This window comes from Streptomyces sp. NPDC007971, from assembly GCF_042958635.1.
GTDB lineage: Bacteria > Actinomycetota > Actinomycetes > Streptomycetales > Streptomycetaceae > Streptomyces.
This window is the reverse complement of record NZ_JBIBJK010000010.1, coordinates 283,656-297,207: the sequence shown is the minus strand read 5'-3', so window position 1 is coordinate 297,207 and position 13,552 is coordinate 283,656. Positions and strand designations below refer to the sequence as shown.

14 protein-coding genes are annotated in these 13,552 nt (G+C 72.7%); 7 read left to right on the top strand and 7 right to left on the bottom strand.

Features of this window, described 5'->3' with window-relative positions:
* Positions 1-42 precede the first annotated feature (42 nt).
* The 4 genes from ACFZCP_RS23035 (at position 43) to ACFZCP_RS23020 (ending at position 3,282) form a co-directional block, all read left to right on the top strand.
* A complete protein-coding gene (locus ACFZCP_RS23035) occupies positions 43-1,467 on the top strand; it encodes a DUF2252 family protein (RefSeq protein WP_391429446.1) in 1,425 nt (474 codons plus the stop codon).
* Positions 1,468-1,542: 75 nt separating this feature from the next.
* On the top strand, positions 1,543-2,013 hold the full coding sequence (locus ACFZCP_RS23030) for a hypothetical protein (protein WP_362688831.1): 471 nt from the start codon (positions 1,543-1,545) through the stop codon (positions 2,011-2,013).
* Between the two features lie 77 nt (positions 2,014-2,090).
* On the top strand, positions 2,091-2,903 hold the full coding sequence (locus ACFZCP_RS23025) for a hypothetical protein (protein ID WP_391429443.1): 813 nt from the start codon (positions 2,091-2,093) through the stop codon (positions 2,901-2,903).
* A 31-nt stretch (positions 2,904-2,934) separates the two neighbouring features.
* Complete coding sequence (locus ACFZCP_RS23020) at positions 2,935-3,282, top strand: rhodanese-like domain-containing protein (RefSeq protein WP_391429441.1); 348 nt, start codon at positions 2,935-2,937, stop codon at positions 3,280-3,282.
* Positions 3,283-3,310: 28 nt separating this feature from the next.
* On the opposite strand, the gene ACFZCP_RS23015 is transcribed toward ACFZCP_RS23020, so the two are convergent.
* The 6 genes from ACFZCP_RS23015 to paaA all read right to left on the bottom strand — a co-directional run bounded on the left by ACFZCP_RS23015 (position 3,311) and on the right by paaA (position 8,294).
* A complete protein-coding gene (locus ACFZCP_RS23015; protein WP_391429439.1) occupies positions 3,311-4,444 on the bottom strand; it encodes an acyl-CoA dehydrogenase family protein in 1,134 nt (377 codons plus the stop codon).
* A gap of 245 nt (positions 4,445-4,689) precedes the next feature.
* Positions 4,690-5,754, bottom strand: coding sequence for a 2Fe-2S iron-sulfur cluster-binding protein (locus ACFZCP_RS23010; protein ID WP_391429437.1), 1,065 nt, complete (start codon positions 5,752-5,754; stop codon positions 4,690-4,692).
* Complete coding sequence (gene paaD / locus ACFZCP_RS23005) at positions 5,754-6,281, bottom strand: 1,2-phenylacetyl-CoA epoxidase subunit PaaD (RefSeq protein ID WP_362688843.1); 528 nt, start codon at positions 6,279-6,281, stop codon at positions 5,754-5,756. The genes ACFZCP_RS23010 and paaD overlap by 1 nt, the downstream gene beginning before the upstream one ends.
* Positions 6,275-6,994, bottom strand: coding sequence for a 1,2-phenylacetyl-CoA epoxidase subunit PaaC (gene paaC / locus ACFZCP_RS23000; protein ID WP_391429434.1), 720 nt, complete (start codon positions 6,992-6,994; stop codon positions 6,275-6,277). The genes paaD and paaC overlap by 7 nt, the downstream gene beginning before the upstream one ends.
* Positions 6,991-7,278 carry a 1,2-phenylacetyl-CoA epoxidase subunit PaaB gene (paaB, locus tag ACFZCP_RS22995; protein WP_361117354.1) on the bottom strand — a complete coding sequence of 96 codons (288 nt, stop codon included), beginning with the start codon at positions 7,276-7,278 and terminating at the stop codon, positions 6,991-6,993. Before paaB ends, paaC begins: the two co-directional genes overlap by 4 nt.
* Complete coding sequence (gene paaA, locus ACFZCP_RS22990; RefSeq protein ID WP_391429431.1) at positions 7,275-8,294, bottom strand: 1,2-phenylacetyl-CoA epoxidase subunit PaaA; 1,020 nt, start codon at positions 8,292-8,294, stop codon at positions 7,275-7,277. The genes paaB and paaA overlap by 4 nt, the downstream gene beginning before the upstream one ends.
* 310 nt (positions 8,295-8,604) lie before the next feature.
* Between paaA and ACFZCP_RS22985 the strand changes: the two genes are divergently transcribed.
* Genes ACFZCP_RS22985 through ACFZCP_RS22975 form a run of 3 tightly spaced genes read left to right on the top strand, consistent with a single transcriptional unit; the run spans position 8,605 to position 11,716 of the window.
* Positions 8,605-9,648, top strand: a complete 1,044-nt coding sequence (locus ACFZCP_RS22985) for a DUF5819 family protein (RefSeq protein WP_391429429.1) — start codon at positions 8,605-8,607, stop codon at positions 9,646-9,648.
* On the top strand, positions 9,645-10,964 hold the full coding sequence (locus ACFZCP_RS22980; protein WP_391429427.1) for an HTTM domain-containing protein: 1,320 nt from the start codon (positions 9,645-9,647) through the stop codon (positions 10,962-10,964). Before ACFZCP_RS22985 ends, ACFZCP_RS22980 begins: the two co-directional genes overlap by 4 nt.
* The gene (locus tag ACFZCP_RS22975) at positions 10,961-11,716 is read left to right on the top strand and encodes a TrmH family RNA methyltransferase (protein ID WP_391429425.1); all 756 of its coding nucleotides are present in this window, start codon (positions 10,961-10,963) and stop codon (positions 11,714-11,716) included. The genes ACFZCP_RS22980 and ACFZCP_RS22975 overlap by 4 nt, the downstream gene beginning before the upstream one ends.
* Before the next feature lie 73 nt (positions 11,717-11,789).
* On the opposite strand, the gene paaN is transcribed toward ACFZCP_RS22975, so the two are convergent.
* Positions 11,790-13,481, bottom strand: a complete 1,692-nt coding sequence (gene paaN, locus ACFZCP_RS22970; RefSeq protein ID WP_391429423.1) for a phenylacetic acid degradation protein PaaN — start codon at positions 13,479-13,481, stop codon at positions 11,790-11,792.
* Positions 13,482-13,552: the final 71 nt, after the last annotated feature.

The following is a 13,552-nucleotide window of genomic DNA, read 5'->3' as shown; positions in this document are numbered from 1 at the left end:
GTCGATCTTTGTGCGAGCAGGTGTTCGGGGGAGGCGGTCGCGATGACCGGGGCTGACGTGGAAGCGGTGGAGCGAGCGGTGGCGGGGCGGCTGCCCCGGGTGCGCGGATTCGCCCACTGGCCCCCGCCGGGCTCGCCCAAGGAGGAGGGCAAGGCGCTCAGGGCGAGCGTGCCGCGCAGCGCGCACAGCACCCTCGACCTGGACGGTTCCCGCCCGGACGCGATCAGCGCGGTGGAGGAGTCCAACGCGGGCCGCATCCCCGAGCTGACACCGATACGGGTGGGCCGGATGGCCGCCACCCCCTTCGCCTTCCTGCGCGGTTCGGCCGGCCTCATGGCGTACGACCTCGCGCGCACCCCCGTGACCAGGATCGGCGCCCAGCTGTGCGGCGACGCGCACGCGGCCAACTTCGGCCTGTACGGCGACGCCCGCGGCGGCCTGGTCATCGACCTCAACGACTTCGACGAGACGGTGCACGGCCCCTGGGAATGGGACCTGAAGCGGCTCGTGGCCTCCCTGGTGCTCGCCGGGCGGGAGGTGGGCGCCGACGAGGACACCTGCCGCAAGGCCGCCCAGGACGCGGCAGGCGCCTATCGCCGCACCATGCGCCTGCTGGCCAAGCTGCCCGTGCTGGACGCCTGGAACGCGATCGCGGACGAGGAACTGGTCTCCCACACCGACGCCCACGATCTGCTCGGCACGCTGGAGCGGGTCTCGGAGAAGGCGCGGTCCAACACCAGCGGCCGGTTCGCCGCGAAGTCGACCGAGGAGGTGGCGGACGGCGGGCGGCGCTTCGTCGACGCGCCGCCGGTGCTGCGCCGGGTCCCGGACGCCGAGGCGGCGGCGGTGGCCGCCTCCCTGGAGCCGTACGTGGCCACGCTCTCCGAGGACCGGCTGCCCCTGCTGGCCCGGCACGCGGTGCACGACGTGGCCTTCCGGGTGGTCGGCACCGGCAGTGTGGGCACGCGGTCCTACGTGGTGCTGCTCCTCGACCACCGAGGGCAGCCACTGGTGCTCCAGGTGAAGGAGGCCCGCCCCTCGGCCCTGGTCCCGCACCTGGCCACCGCCGGGTTCGAGGCGCCGCCGGTGGAGCACGAAGGGCGGCGGGTCGTCCTCGGGCAGAAGCGGATGCAGGTGGTCAGCGACATCCTGCTCGGCTGGACGACGGTCGACGGCCGGCCGTACCAGGTGCGCCAGTTCCGCAACCGCAAGGGCAGCGTCGACCCGGCCGCACTCACCGCGGACCAGGTCGACGACTACGGCCGGATGACCGGCGCCCTGCTGGCCCGCGCCCACGCCCACAGCGCGGACCCGCGCCTGATCGCCGGCTACTGCGGCAAGAACGAGGAGCTGGACGAGGCGATGGCCGGCTTCGCCGTTGCCTATGCCGACCGCACCGAGGCGGACCACGCGCACCTGGTGTCCGGGGTGCGGTCCGGCCGGGTCGCGGCGGAGATGGGGGTATGAGGGCGGTGCCGGATGGGCGAGGACGGGGCGGTGCCGGAAGGACGAGGGCAGAGGCGGTGCTGAGGCGGTGCTGAGGTGAAGTACGTCGAACTGACCGGCGACGAGGGCGGGGTGCACCTCGACCCCCGTCCCTACCTCGCCGAGCTGCCCGGACTCGCGGCCGCGCTGCCGCCGGGAGCCCGCGCCTTCGCCACCGACCCCGGGCACTACGACTTCGGCGGCAAGCGGTGCGTGAAGGACCTCCGGCCCGCCGACGTGCGCCGCACCGGCGACGGGGACATCGAGATCCGCTTCCGGCACAACTGCTTCAAGCACGACGAGGACCTGCTCGTCCGCTACACGGGCGTCTCCCGTTTCCAGTCGGACGTCCTGGACGTGTGCGACCCGGCCTCCCTCGGCGACGTGATCCTCGACGAGATCCTTCCGCACCCCGGCGGCTGCACCCATGAGCTGGCCTGCCGGCCAGGCGTCCTGGTGGTCGCCTGCCGGGACCTGGAGGCCGAGTGGATACCCGCCGACTGCCCCGACGCCCGGCCGGCCGGCTGAGCCGGGCCGCCGGACGTCGGGCCGGCCAAGCGGGCCGCCGCGGGCGTCGGGTTCCGGCCGTGGCCTAGGCTGGTCGCGTGACGACCCCGGAAGCTGAGCAGTCCCAGGCACCGCGGCCCGAGGAACGGCTGGAGCAGGCCGTACGGGCGGCCGAGCAGGCGCTGATCGAGTACGAGATCGCCGTGGAGACCTTCCGTGTCGAGGTCGAGAACTTCTCCCGGCTGCATGAGCAGAAGCTCGGCCCGCTCTACGCCCGCATCGAGGAGCTGGACGCGCAGATCGCCGAGGCGCGCGCCGCCCGCACCGGCGATGCCGAGGACATCCGCCGTGCCGAGGAAGCCCGTGCCCGCGTGCTTCCCATCCCCGGCGTCGAGGAGCTGCTGAACGGCTGGATGGACGGGAACGGCCTGTTCCCGGAGGCTGCCGCGATGCTCACCGACCAGGCGGTACGGCCCCCCGAGCGGGTTCGGCCCAGCGAGGAGGCCCGCAGGCTCTACCGCGAGCTGGCCCGCAAGGCGCATCCCGACCTCGCTCAGGAGGAAGACGAACGCCGACGCCGCGAGGAGTTCATCACCCGGGTGAACGCCGCCTACGCCCGCGGTGACGCGTCCCTGCTCAAGGAACTGGCCGAGGAATGGGCCGCGGGCCCGGTCCCGCCCGAGCGGCGTCCGAGCCATGCCGAGGAGCTGTACGTCCGCCTCGAATGGCTCGCCCAGCGCAAGGAACTGCTGACGATGGTCGCCCGCGAACTGGAGGACGGCGCGATCGCCGGCATGCTGCGCCTGGCCCCGGACGACCCGGACGCCCTGCTCGAGGAGATCGCCGGCCGGCTGCGCGCCGACATCGAGCAGCGTGAGGACCAGCTGGCGGGCCTGCAGGGACAGGGGTGAACCAGGCCGCCCGTCGGGTAGCGTCGGAGACATGCATTTTGGATCTGGTGTGCCCACGGTCGAGATCGCGGATCTCAAGGACGGCGAGTTCCTGCTGGACGTTCGCGAGGACGAGGAGTGGGAGGCGGGCCACGCCGCAGGGGCCCTGCACATCCCCATGAGTGACTTCGTGGCCCGCTACGGCGAGCTGACCGAGGCCGCCCCGCAGGACGGCCGGGTCAACGTGATCTGCCGCTCCGGCGGCCGTTCGGCCCAGGTCACGATGTACCTGGTCCAGCAGGGCATCGACGCCGTGAACGTGGCCGGCGGCATGCAGGTCTGGGAGGCCGCGGGCCGGCCCGTGGTCACCGACGCCGGTGCGCCGGGCGCGGTCGTCTAGGGACAGGCCCCGGCGCACGAACGACGGATCAGCTGAGCGGGTGCGCCGCCAGCAGGTCCCCGAGCGTCTCCTCGTACGCCGCCGCCGGGCCGAGCGCCAGCTCCAGGTGCTTGGCCCACGCGTGGTAGCGGTGCAGCGGGTAGTCGGTGTCCGCGCCGAAGCCGCCGTGCAGATGCTGCGCCGTCTGTACGACCCGGCGCACCCCCTCCGCGGCCCAGATCTTCGCCACGGCGACATCGCCCGCGGCGGGCAGCGCCCCCGGCGAGCCCGAGGCGATCCGCCAGGCCGCCTGCCAGAGGGTGGCCTCCATGGCACGCAGGTCGATGTACCGGTCGGCGGCCTGGACGGCGACCGCCTGGAACGTCGCGATCGGATACCCGAACTGCTCCCGCTTGCCGGTGTACTCGGCGGTCATCTTCAGCACGCGTTCACCCAGGCCGAGGGCCAGCGCGCAGATGCCGGTGGCCAGCAGTCCGTGCAACCACTCCCAGGCACCCTCGGCCTCCATGACATCGCCCGCCGCGATCCGCGCGTTCTGCAGGCGCAGCTCGGCCAGCCGCTCCCCGCTGGTGGAGACCTGCTCGGCGAGCACCAGCCCCTCCTGCCCGTGCGCGACCAGCGCGAGCACGGTCCGCCCGGCGCCTGTGTGCGCGGGCACCAGGACGAAGTCCGCGTCGTACCCCCACGGCACCGCCGTCTGTACTCCGTCCAGCACCCATGCCGGACCGTCCCGCCGCGCGGTGACGGAGAGGCCGGCCGGGTCGTGACCGGTCCGGCCGTGCGCGGCGACGGTCAGCACCGGCTCGCCCCGACCCGCTTGGGCCAGCAGCCGTTCCTTCAGCTCCTTGCCGCCGTAGGCCTGTACGGCCGCGACGGCCGCGCTGTGCTCCAGCAGCGGCACCCGGGCCAGCACCTTGGCGGACTCGCGCAGCACCAGGCACAGCGCGATGGAGTCGAGACCCGCTCCGCCGTACTCCTCGTCCAGCAGCAGGCCCACCAGGTCGGCACCGGACAGCCGGGACCACAGCTCCCGGTCGAAGCCCTCGGCCACGGCGCCGGCGGTGAGCGCCGGACTCGGCACCGCGTCCGGCGCCACCCCGGCGAACACCCCTCGTGCCGCCTCGGCCGCCGCCAGCTGTTCCTCGGTGAAGGTGAAGTCCACGGCCTGTCCTCCCGGGGTCCGGTCGCCCGACGGTCCGTCCGGCGGTCCGTTCAGCGGTTCGTCTGACGGGCCGTCAAGATAGAACAGGTTCTAGAAGAAGGGAACGGGGAGGAGCGGGCGGTGTCACCGGGGCCGCTTTCCGGGAGCGCCCTTGGAGACCGCTCTGGGAGAGCGGACCCGAAGACCGCTCTGGGAGAGCGGACCCGAGGCCGGACGGCTTCCGTCTCCGCCCTCGGTGTCCATCCTCAGCGGTCGAAGTCCAGCTCCACCGTCTCCGTCAGCGGATGTGACTGGCAGGCCAGCACATACCCGGCCTCCGTCTCCTCCGCCTCCAGCGCGAAGTTGCGGTCCATGCGCACCTCGCCCGAGACCAGGAAGGCCCGGCAGGTGCCGCACACCCCGCCCTTGCAGGCGTAGGGCGCGTCAGGCCGGTTGCGCAGCACCGTCTCCAGCAGGGACTCGCCGTCCTGGACCGGCCAGCTTCCGCCGCGCCCGTCGAGGCGGGCGGTCACGGTGCTGTGCGCGGGGGCCGGGACGGTGGCCGCCGGGGCCGCACCCGGGTCCACATGGAAGATCTCCTCGTGGATGCGGGCCCGGCTCACGCCCAGCTCGCGCAGCGCCTTCTCCGCACCTTCGACCAGCCCGAGCGGCCCGCACAGGAACCACCCCGCCACCTGGTCCACCGGCAGCAGCGCGGGCAGCAGCCCCGCGAGCCGCTCCCGGTCCAGCCGCCCGGACGGCAGGCCGGCCTGCTGTTCCTCACGGGAGAGCACGGTCACCAGCTGCAACCGCTCGGGGTAGCGGTCCTTCAGGTCGGCGACCTCCTCCAGGAACATCGTCGAGGCGGCCGTACGGTCGCTGCGCAGCAGACAGAACCGGGCTCCGGGCTCGCGCGCCAGCAGCGTGGAGACGATCGAGAGCACCGGGGTGATGCCGCTGCCGCCGACGACCGCCGCGTACAGACCGGGTGCCGGTTCGAGGGTGAAGCGTCCGGCCGGGGTCATCACCTCCAGCTCGTCACCGACGTTGATCTCCTTGAGCGCGTACGTCGAGAAGGCACCGCCCTCGACCAGGCGCACCCCCACCCGCAGGGTGCCGGGTCCCTCGCCGGCCGGGTCGGGGGCCGGGGAGCAGATCGAGTAGGTCCGCCGTATCTCGGCACCGTCCGCCTGCCGCCGCAGGGCCAGGTGCTGGCCGGGTGCGTGCCGGTACTCCTCGCACAGCGTGGGCGGGACGGCGAAGGTGAGGGCGACGGAGTCGTCCGTGAGCCGGTCGACCGCGGCCACCGGGAGCGGGTGGAAGCGTGCCATCACAACTCCTTGAAGTGGTCGAAGGGTTCACGGCAGGACAGACAGCGGCGCAGCGCCTTGCACGCGGTGGAGGAGAACCTGCTGAGCAGCTCGGTGTCGGCGGAGCCGCAGTGCGGGCAGGGGACCGGGCGGGTGTCCTCGGCGAGGGTGCGCGTCGCGCCCAGCGTCAGGGCCACCGGTCCCGGGTCGCGGCGAACCCGCGGGGGAGCGATGCCGAACTCCCGGAGCTTGCGGCGGCCTTCGAAGGAGATGTCGTCGGTCGACCAGGCGGGGCTGAGCACCGTGCGGACGGTGACCTCGCGCATGCCGTGGGCGCGCAGCACCCGCTCGATGTCCACGCTCATCGCCTCGATGGCGGGGCAGCCGGTGTAGGTCGGGGTCAGGTCGACCTCGACGGTGTCGCCGCCGCTGACGTGCACCGCGCGCACCACACCCAGCTCCTGGAGCGTGAGCACGGGCAGTTCGGGGTCGGGCACCGAACCGGCCAGCTCCAGCAGCTCCGCCTCCAGGGCGGTGGCCGTCACCATGACGCACCCGGGTGGCTGCGGTGCAGGTGCTGCATCTCGGCGAGCATCCGCCCGAACGACTCGGTGTGCAGGCCCTGGCGGCCGGCGCCCGCCGACCAGGCTCCCGTGCGCGGTCCCTCGGGCACGGTCAGGGTGGCCCGGCTGAGCACGGCCGTCACGGAACCGAGCCAACGGGCCTCCAGATCCGCCCAGTCGGCGTCCAGGCCCTCCACCGGCTGGAACATCTCCCCGGTGAATCGCCACAGCGCCTCGCACGCCCGCTGCATCCGCTCCCGGCTGGCCTCGGTGCCGTCGCCGAGCCGCAGCGTCCACTGCTCCGCGTGGTCGCGGTGGTAGGCGACCTCCTTGACGGCCTTCGCGGCCAAGGGGGCGAACGGGCTGTCCCCCGCGGCCAGTTCGGCGTGGAGCAGGTGCTGGTAGGTGGAGAAGTACAGCTGGCGGGCGATGGTGTGGGCGAAGTCGCCGTTCGGCTGCTCGACCAGCTGGAGGTTGCGGAAGGCCCGCTCCTCGCGCAGGTAGGCCAGCTCGTCCTCGTCGCCGGCCATCGACAGCAGTACCCGGGCCTGGCCGAGCAGGTCGAGCGCGATGTTGGCGAGGGCGACCTCCTCCTCCAGGACGGGGGCGTGCCCGGCCCACTCCCCCAGGCGGTGGGAGAGCACCAGGGCGTCGTCGCCGAGGGCGAGCGCGGCGGTCGTGGGGACGGTCGCGGTCACAGGTGCTTCACCCCTTCCGGGATCTCGTAGAAGGTCGGGTGCCGGTAGGGCTTGTCGGCGGACGGCTCGAAGAAGGGGTCCTTCTCGTCCGGCGAGGACGCGGTGATCGCGGCGGCCGGGACGACCCAGATCGAGACGCCCTCGCCGCGCCGGGTGTACAGGTCGCGGGCGTTGCGCAGGGCCAGCTCCGCGTCCGGTGCGTGCAGGCTGCCGGCATGGGTGTGGGAGAGGCCGCGGCGGGAGCGCACGAAGACCTCCCACAGGGGCCAGTCGGTGTTCGTCATGCTCGGCTCTCTCCCGTCCCACCGGTGGTGCCGGTGTGCTTGGCCGCGTAGGCCGCGGCCGCTTCCCGTACCCATGCACCCTCGTCGTGCGCTCGCCTGCGCTGGGTGATCCGCTGCTCGTTGCAGGGGCCGTTGCCCTTGAGGACCTCCCAGAACTCCGTCCAGTCGATCGTGCCGAAGTCGTGGTGACCCCGCTCCTCGTTCCACCGCAGGTCCGGGTCGGGGAGAGTGAGGCCCAGGGACTCGGCCTGCGGGACGCAGATGTCGACGAAGCGCTGGCGCAGCTCGTCGTTGGAGTGGCGCTTGATCTTCCACTCCATCGACTGGGCGGAGTGCTGGGACTCGTCGTCCGGCGGGCCGAACATCATCAGCGAGGGCCACCACCAGCGGTCCACCGCGTCCTGGGCCATGGCGTGCTGTTCCGGGGTGCCCTTGCTGAGGGCGAGCAGCAGTTCGTAGCCCTGGCGCTGGTGGAAGGACTCCTCCTTGCAGATCCGCACCATCGCGCGTGCGTAGGGTCCGTAGGAGCAGCGGCACAGGGGGACCTGGTTGGTGATCGCGGCGCCGTCCACCAGCCAGCCGATCGCGCCGACGTCGGCCCAGGTCAGCGTCGGGTAGTTGAAGATCGAGGAGTACTTCTGGCGTCCGCTGTGCAGCTTGTCGAGCAGCTCGTCACGGCCGGTGCCGAGGGTCTCGGCCGCGCTGTACAGGTACAGGCCGTGGCCGGCCTCGTCCTGGACCTTGGCCATCAGGATCGCCTTGCGGCGCAGGCTGGGCGCCCGGGTGATCCAGTTGGCCTCCGGCTGCATGCCGATGATCTCGGAGTGCGCGTGCTGGGCGATCTGGCGGACCAGCGTCGCGCGGTAGGCGTCGGGCATCCAGTCGCGCGGCTCGATGCGTTCGTCGGCGGCCACGGCCGTGTCGAAGGCGCGCTGGTACGCCGACGTGTCGACGGCGGTCTGCGCTGCGCCGTCCGTCTCGGTGCCGGCCGTGCGGTGCGCGGCTGCTGTGGCCATGCGGTCCCCCTGACCTAGGGCTCTGCTTGAAAGTAGTCCCGACCGATCGTTCGGTCCGTGCGTCATCAATGGTGTGCCGGGCCGCTTCGGGTGTCAACCGCTGTGGAAAACCCCGCAGCCGCCCTGTGGAAAAGCGTGGGACGGGCGGCCCGGCGTGGTGAGGGCCACTGATCCGGGCCGTCCCCGGGGCTGCGCCGGGCGGTCAGTGCTGAGTACCGTTCCGTGCGGGTGCCGAGGAGTGGCGCTCGGGAAGAACGAGGCGCCTGCGACGGTGGCCGGCCGACGGAGCGGAAGCGGGGAACGGGGCGGAATGGACGCGTACGACGAGGACTCGCAGGCCCGGCCTGGGCCCGGCGGGCCGGCCGGGGCGCGCCGCCTGGACCCGGGAGACCGCGAGGGGCCTCCTGCCGGGGAGGCCGCCGGGGATCCTGATCGCGATCCTGCCGGGGACTGCTCCGGTGGTCACGATCGCGATCCCGCCGGGGACTGCTCCGGTGATCCCGAGGCCCCCGACCGCGCTGTGGCCGAGGTGACCTCCGTCGGTCCCGACGGCCCTTCGGACGCGGAGACCGCAGGCGGCACCGATGCTCCCCTCGCCGGGGAGGCGACCGAGGACGGCCCGGACGGCCCGCCTGCCGGGGAGACCGCGGCAGGCGGTCCCGACGGTGCCCCGCCTTCCGAGTCCCCGCCGCTTCCCCCTCCGCCCCGCACCGGTGTCGCCGCCCTCTCTCCGCGCTACCAGGTCGGCGCGGCCATAGCGCTCGCGGTGATCGCCGTCGCCGCCTGTGTTCACCTGGGGATGGTGTTCCTCAGCCTGGCGCCGGCGAACACGGTGACCAAGCAGCATGGCGAGGCGATCGAGCAGTGGGTGTACCCGGAGTTCGAGCAGAACTGGAAGCTGTTCGCCCCGAACCCCCTGCAGCAGAACATCGCCGTCCAGGTGCGCGCCGAGGTGCGGATGAAGGACGGCAGCATGCGCACCACCGCCTGGAACGACCTCTCCGCCCGTGACGGCGCCGCCATCGACGGCAGTCTCGTGCCGAGCCACACCCAGCAGAACGAGCTGCGGCGGGCCTGGGACTTCTTCGTCGCCACGCACGGCTCCGACAACCGTTCCGTGGGCATGCGCGGCGCGCTCTCCGAGCAGTACGTGCGCCGGATCGTCGTGATGCGCCTGTACCGGGAGGACGCGATCAGCAGGGAGGGCGTCGTCCAGCGCGTGCAGATCCGCTCCAGCACCACCAATGTGCAGCCGCCGAAGTGGAGCCGCGAGAGGGTCTCCGACAAGCCGGTCTACCGTCTGCTGCCCTGGTGGACGGTGTCGGCCGACGAGGCCGCGGGAGGTGTGCGGTGAACCGTCTCTCCCTGACCCTCTCGCGCGGCATCGCCCGCGTCACCGGGTCCGCGCTCGGCCCCTACCAGAGCGCCGTGATCCGTATCGGCTTCGCTGCGACCTGGCTGCTCTTCCTGCTGCGGGAGTTCCCCCACCGCCAGGAGCTGTACGGCCCCGACGGTCCCTGGAGCTGGGACCTCGCCCAGCAGCTGACCTCCGACAACCACGCCTTCACGGCCCTGATGTGGTCCGACGGCCAGGCCTGGTTCGAGGCCTTCTACCTGCTGGCGATCCTCTCCAGCGCGGCGCTGATGCTCGGCTGGCGCACCCGGACGGCGTCGGTGCTGTTCATGGTGGGCGTGCTGTCGCTGCAGAACCGCAGCGTCTTCGTGGGCGACGGCGGCGACAACGTCCTGCACCTGATGTCCTTCTACCTGGTGTTCACACGCTGCGGTCAGGTGTGGTCCCTCGACGCGCGGCGGGCGGCCGGCAGGGAGGCGGCACGCGCGCGTGGGGAGCGGGTGGGTCCCGACCGGGTCGGACCGGTGCTGTGGGCGGGCCTCGGACTCGCGCTCGCCGGTGTGACGCTGGCCGGCCGGTTCGACAACGGCTGGCTGGTGCCGGCGCTGCTGTGGACGGCGTGGGCCGCGCTCGGTCTGTGGGGAGCGGTGCAGCGCCGGGCGAAGTGGCAGGAGCCGCGGATCCTGCTGGACGTGATCGCCAACCTCCTGCACAACGCAGCCCTGGTCGTGATCATGGCGGAGGCCTGCCTGATCTACGCCACGGCCGGCTGGTACAAGATCCAGGGCTCGCGCTGGCAGGACGGCACCGCCGTGTACTACCCGCTCCACCTGGACTACTTCTCGCCCTGGCCGGGCCTGGCCGACCTGATGTCCTCCAGCGGCACGATCATGATGATCGTGACCTACGGGACGGTCATGGTGCAGGTCGCCTTCCCGTTCACGCTGTTCAACCGGCGGGTCAAGAACGTCCTGCTGGTGCTGATGATGACCGAGCACGCCGTGATCGCGGTCGTCCTCGGGCTGCCGTTCTTCTCGCTCGCGATGATCACCGCGGACGCGGTCTTCCTGCCCACGTCCTTCCTGCTGCTGCTCGGCGGCTGGGCGGCACGCGCGCGGGGACGGCTGCTCCGGCGCGGCGACGGCGATGGCGACGGCGATGGCGAAGCCAACGGTGACGGCGGGCGCAGCGGTGACGGCGGGCGCAGCGGTGACGGCGGACGCGACGGTGACGGCGGACGCGACGGCGACCGTACGCTGCCGCCCCAGCGCTCACGGCAGGAGAGCGCCGAGGGACGCGTAGGGTTCACGGCATGACCGACCCCGTAACTCGCTGGCGCGAGTGCGCCGGCGGCGCCGTGCTGCTCGACGGCTTTCACGCCCTCAAGCACGCACTGCGCTTCGGCGCCGAGGTCCCGGTGGCGGTCACCACCGACCGGCGGGCGGCACTCGCCCTCGCCGCGGAGCTGGCCGAGGACGTCGGCGACACACTGGACGCGCTCCTGACGGAGGTGCCCGAGCAGACGTACGCCTCGCTCGTGCCGCGCCCTCATCCGACGGGTGTGGCCGCCCTGGCCGTACGGCCGTCCCGCGAGGCCGGTCTCGGGGCGCTCGCCCGGATGCCGCGCCGCGCGCCTGTCGTGGTCCTGGACAACCCGCGCAACCTCGGCAACGCCGGAGCCGTGATCCGGCTGGCCGCCGGGTTCGGGGCGACCGGCGTGGTCACCACCGGCACGCTCGACCCCTGGCACCCCACGGTGGTGCGCGGCGGAGCGGGGCTGCACTTCGCGACCGCCGTGGAGCGGCTCGACGTCGACGAGCTGCCCGCCGGGCCGCTGTTCGCCCTCGATCCCGAGGGCGAGGACATCCGGGGCACGAAGCTGCCCGACGACGCCGTGCTGGCGTTCGGCTCGGAGCGCACCGGCCTGTCGCCGCAGTTGCGCGCGCGGGCCGACCACCTGCTGCGCCTGCCGATGCGCCCCCAGGTCTCCAGCTACAACCTGGCCACGAGCGTGGCCATGACGCTGTACCACTGGAGTGCCACCGGGGGCGCACCCACGACGTCCTAGCCAGTGCGCCCAGGGTGTACTGGGCGTACTGGGGAGTCCCGGGGTGTCCTGGAACGGACGCCCCGGGAGAGCGTCACACCTCCCGGCGGACCTCCACCACGCGGAAGCGGTTCGCCACGAACGCGCCGTCCGTGAGGGCAGCGTTCGCCGCCGGGTTGCCGCCCGAGCCGTGGAAGTCGGAGAAGGCGGCCGTCTGGTTCACGTACACCCCGCCGGTCAGGTTGAGCGACAGCTGGGCGGCCTCCTCCATGCAGACCTCCTCGATCGCCTGCTCGACCTCGGCGTCGGTCGTGTAGGCGCCGACCGTCATCGCGCCCTTCTCACGGACCGTACGGCGCAGCAGCTCCACCGCGTCGGTCACCGAGTCGACCGCGACGGCGAAGGAGACGGGGCCGAAGCACTCGCTCATGTAGGCCGCCTCGTCGTCCGGCTTGGCGCCGTCCAGCTTGACGATCACCGGCGTGCGGACGACCGCGCCCGGGAACTCGGGGTTGGCGATCTCCCGGGAGGCCAGCGCGACCTCGCCGAGGCCCGCGGCCGCCTCCAGCCGGGCCTTCACGTCCGGGTTGACGATCGCGCCGAGCAGGGCGTTGGCGCGGGCGTCGTCGCCGAGCAGGCCGTCCACGGCGCGGGCGAGGTCGGAGACCACCTCGTCGAAGGTCTTGGGGCCCTCGTCCGTGCGGATGCCGTCGCGCGGGACGACCAGGTTCTGCGGGGTGGTGCACATCTGGCCGCTGTACAGGGACAGCGAGAAGGCCAGGTTGGACAGCATGCCCTTGTAGTCGCCGGTCGACTCCACGACGACCGTGTTGACGCCGGCCTTCTCCGTGTAGACCTGGGCCTGGCGGGCGTTGTCCTCCAGCCAGTCGCCGAAGGACGTCGAGCCGGTGTAGTCGATGATCCTGATCTCGGGGCGGGTGGCGAGGGCCTTGGCGATGCCCTCGCCGGGGCGCTCGGCGGCCAGCGCGATCAGGTTCGCGTCGAAGCCGGCCTCGGCGAGCACGTCCCGGGCGATCTTGACGGTGAGGGCGAGCGGCAGCACCGCGCGCGGGTGCGGCTTGACCAGGACCGCGTTGCCGGTCGCCAGGGAGGCGAACAGGCCCGGGAAGCCGTTCCAGGTCGGGAAGGTGTTGCAGCCGATGACCAGGCCGATGCCGCGCGGGACCGGCGTGAACTGCTTGGTCAGCGCCAGCGGGTCGCGCTTGCCCTGGGGCTTGGTCCACTCGGCCGTCCCGGGCGTGCGGACCTGCTCCGCGTACGCGTAGGCCACCGCCTCCAGGCCGCGGTCCTGGGCGTGCGGGCCGCCCGCCTGGAACGCCATCATGAAGGCCTGGCCGCTGGTGTGCATGACCGCGTGCGCGAACTCGTGCGTGCGGTCGCTGATGCGCTTGAGGATCTCCACGCAGACCACCGCGCGCGTCTCCGCGCCCGCGTCGCGCCAGGCGCGCCGGCCGGCGCTCATCGCGGGCAGCAGCACGTCGATGTCCGCGTGCGGGTAGGTCACCCCCAGCTCGATGCCGTAGGGCGACACCTCGCCGCCGACCCAGTCGTCCGTGCCGGGCTGGCCGAGGTCGAGGCGGGTGCCGAGCAGGGCGTCGAAGGCGGCCTTGCCCGCCGCCGCGTCCAGGCTGCCGTGCTCGCCGTAGGCCTTGGGGTGCTCGGGGTGGGGCGACCAGTACGCGCGCGTGCGGATGGCCTCCAGCGCCTGGTCGAGCGTGGGCCGGTGCTTCGCGATCAGCTCGTGGGGGGTCAGTTGGGCGGCCATGCGGGACCAACTCCTCGTCTGGAGAACTCGTCGTCGAGTTCGACCTGGGCGGAAACAGAGGCAGGAACGGG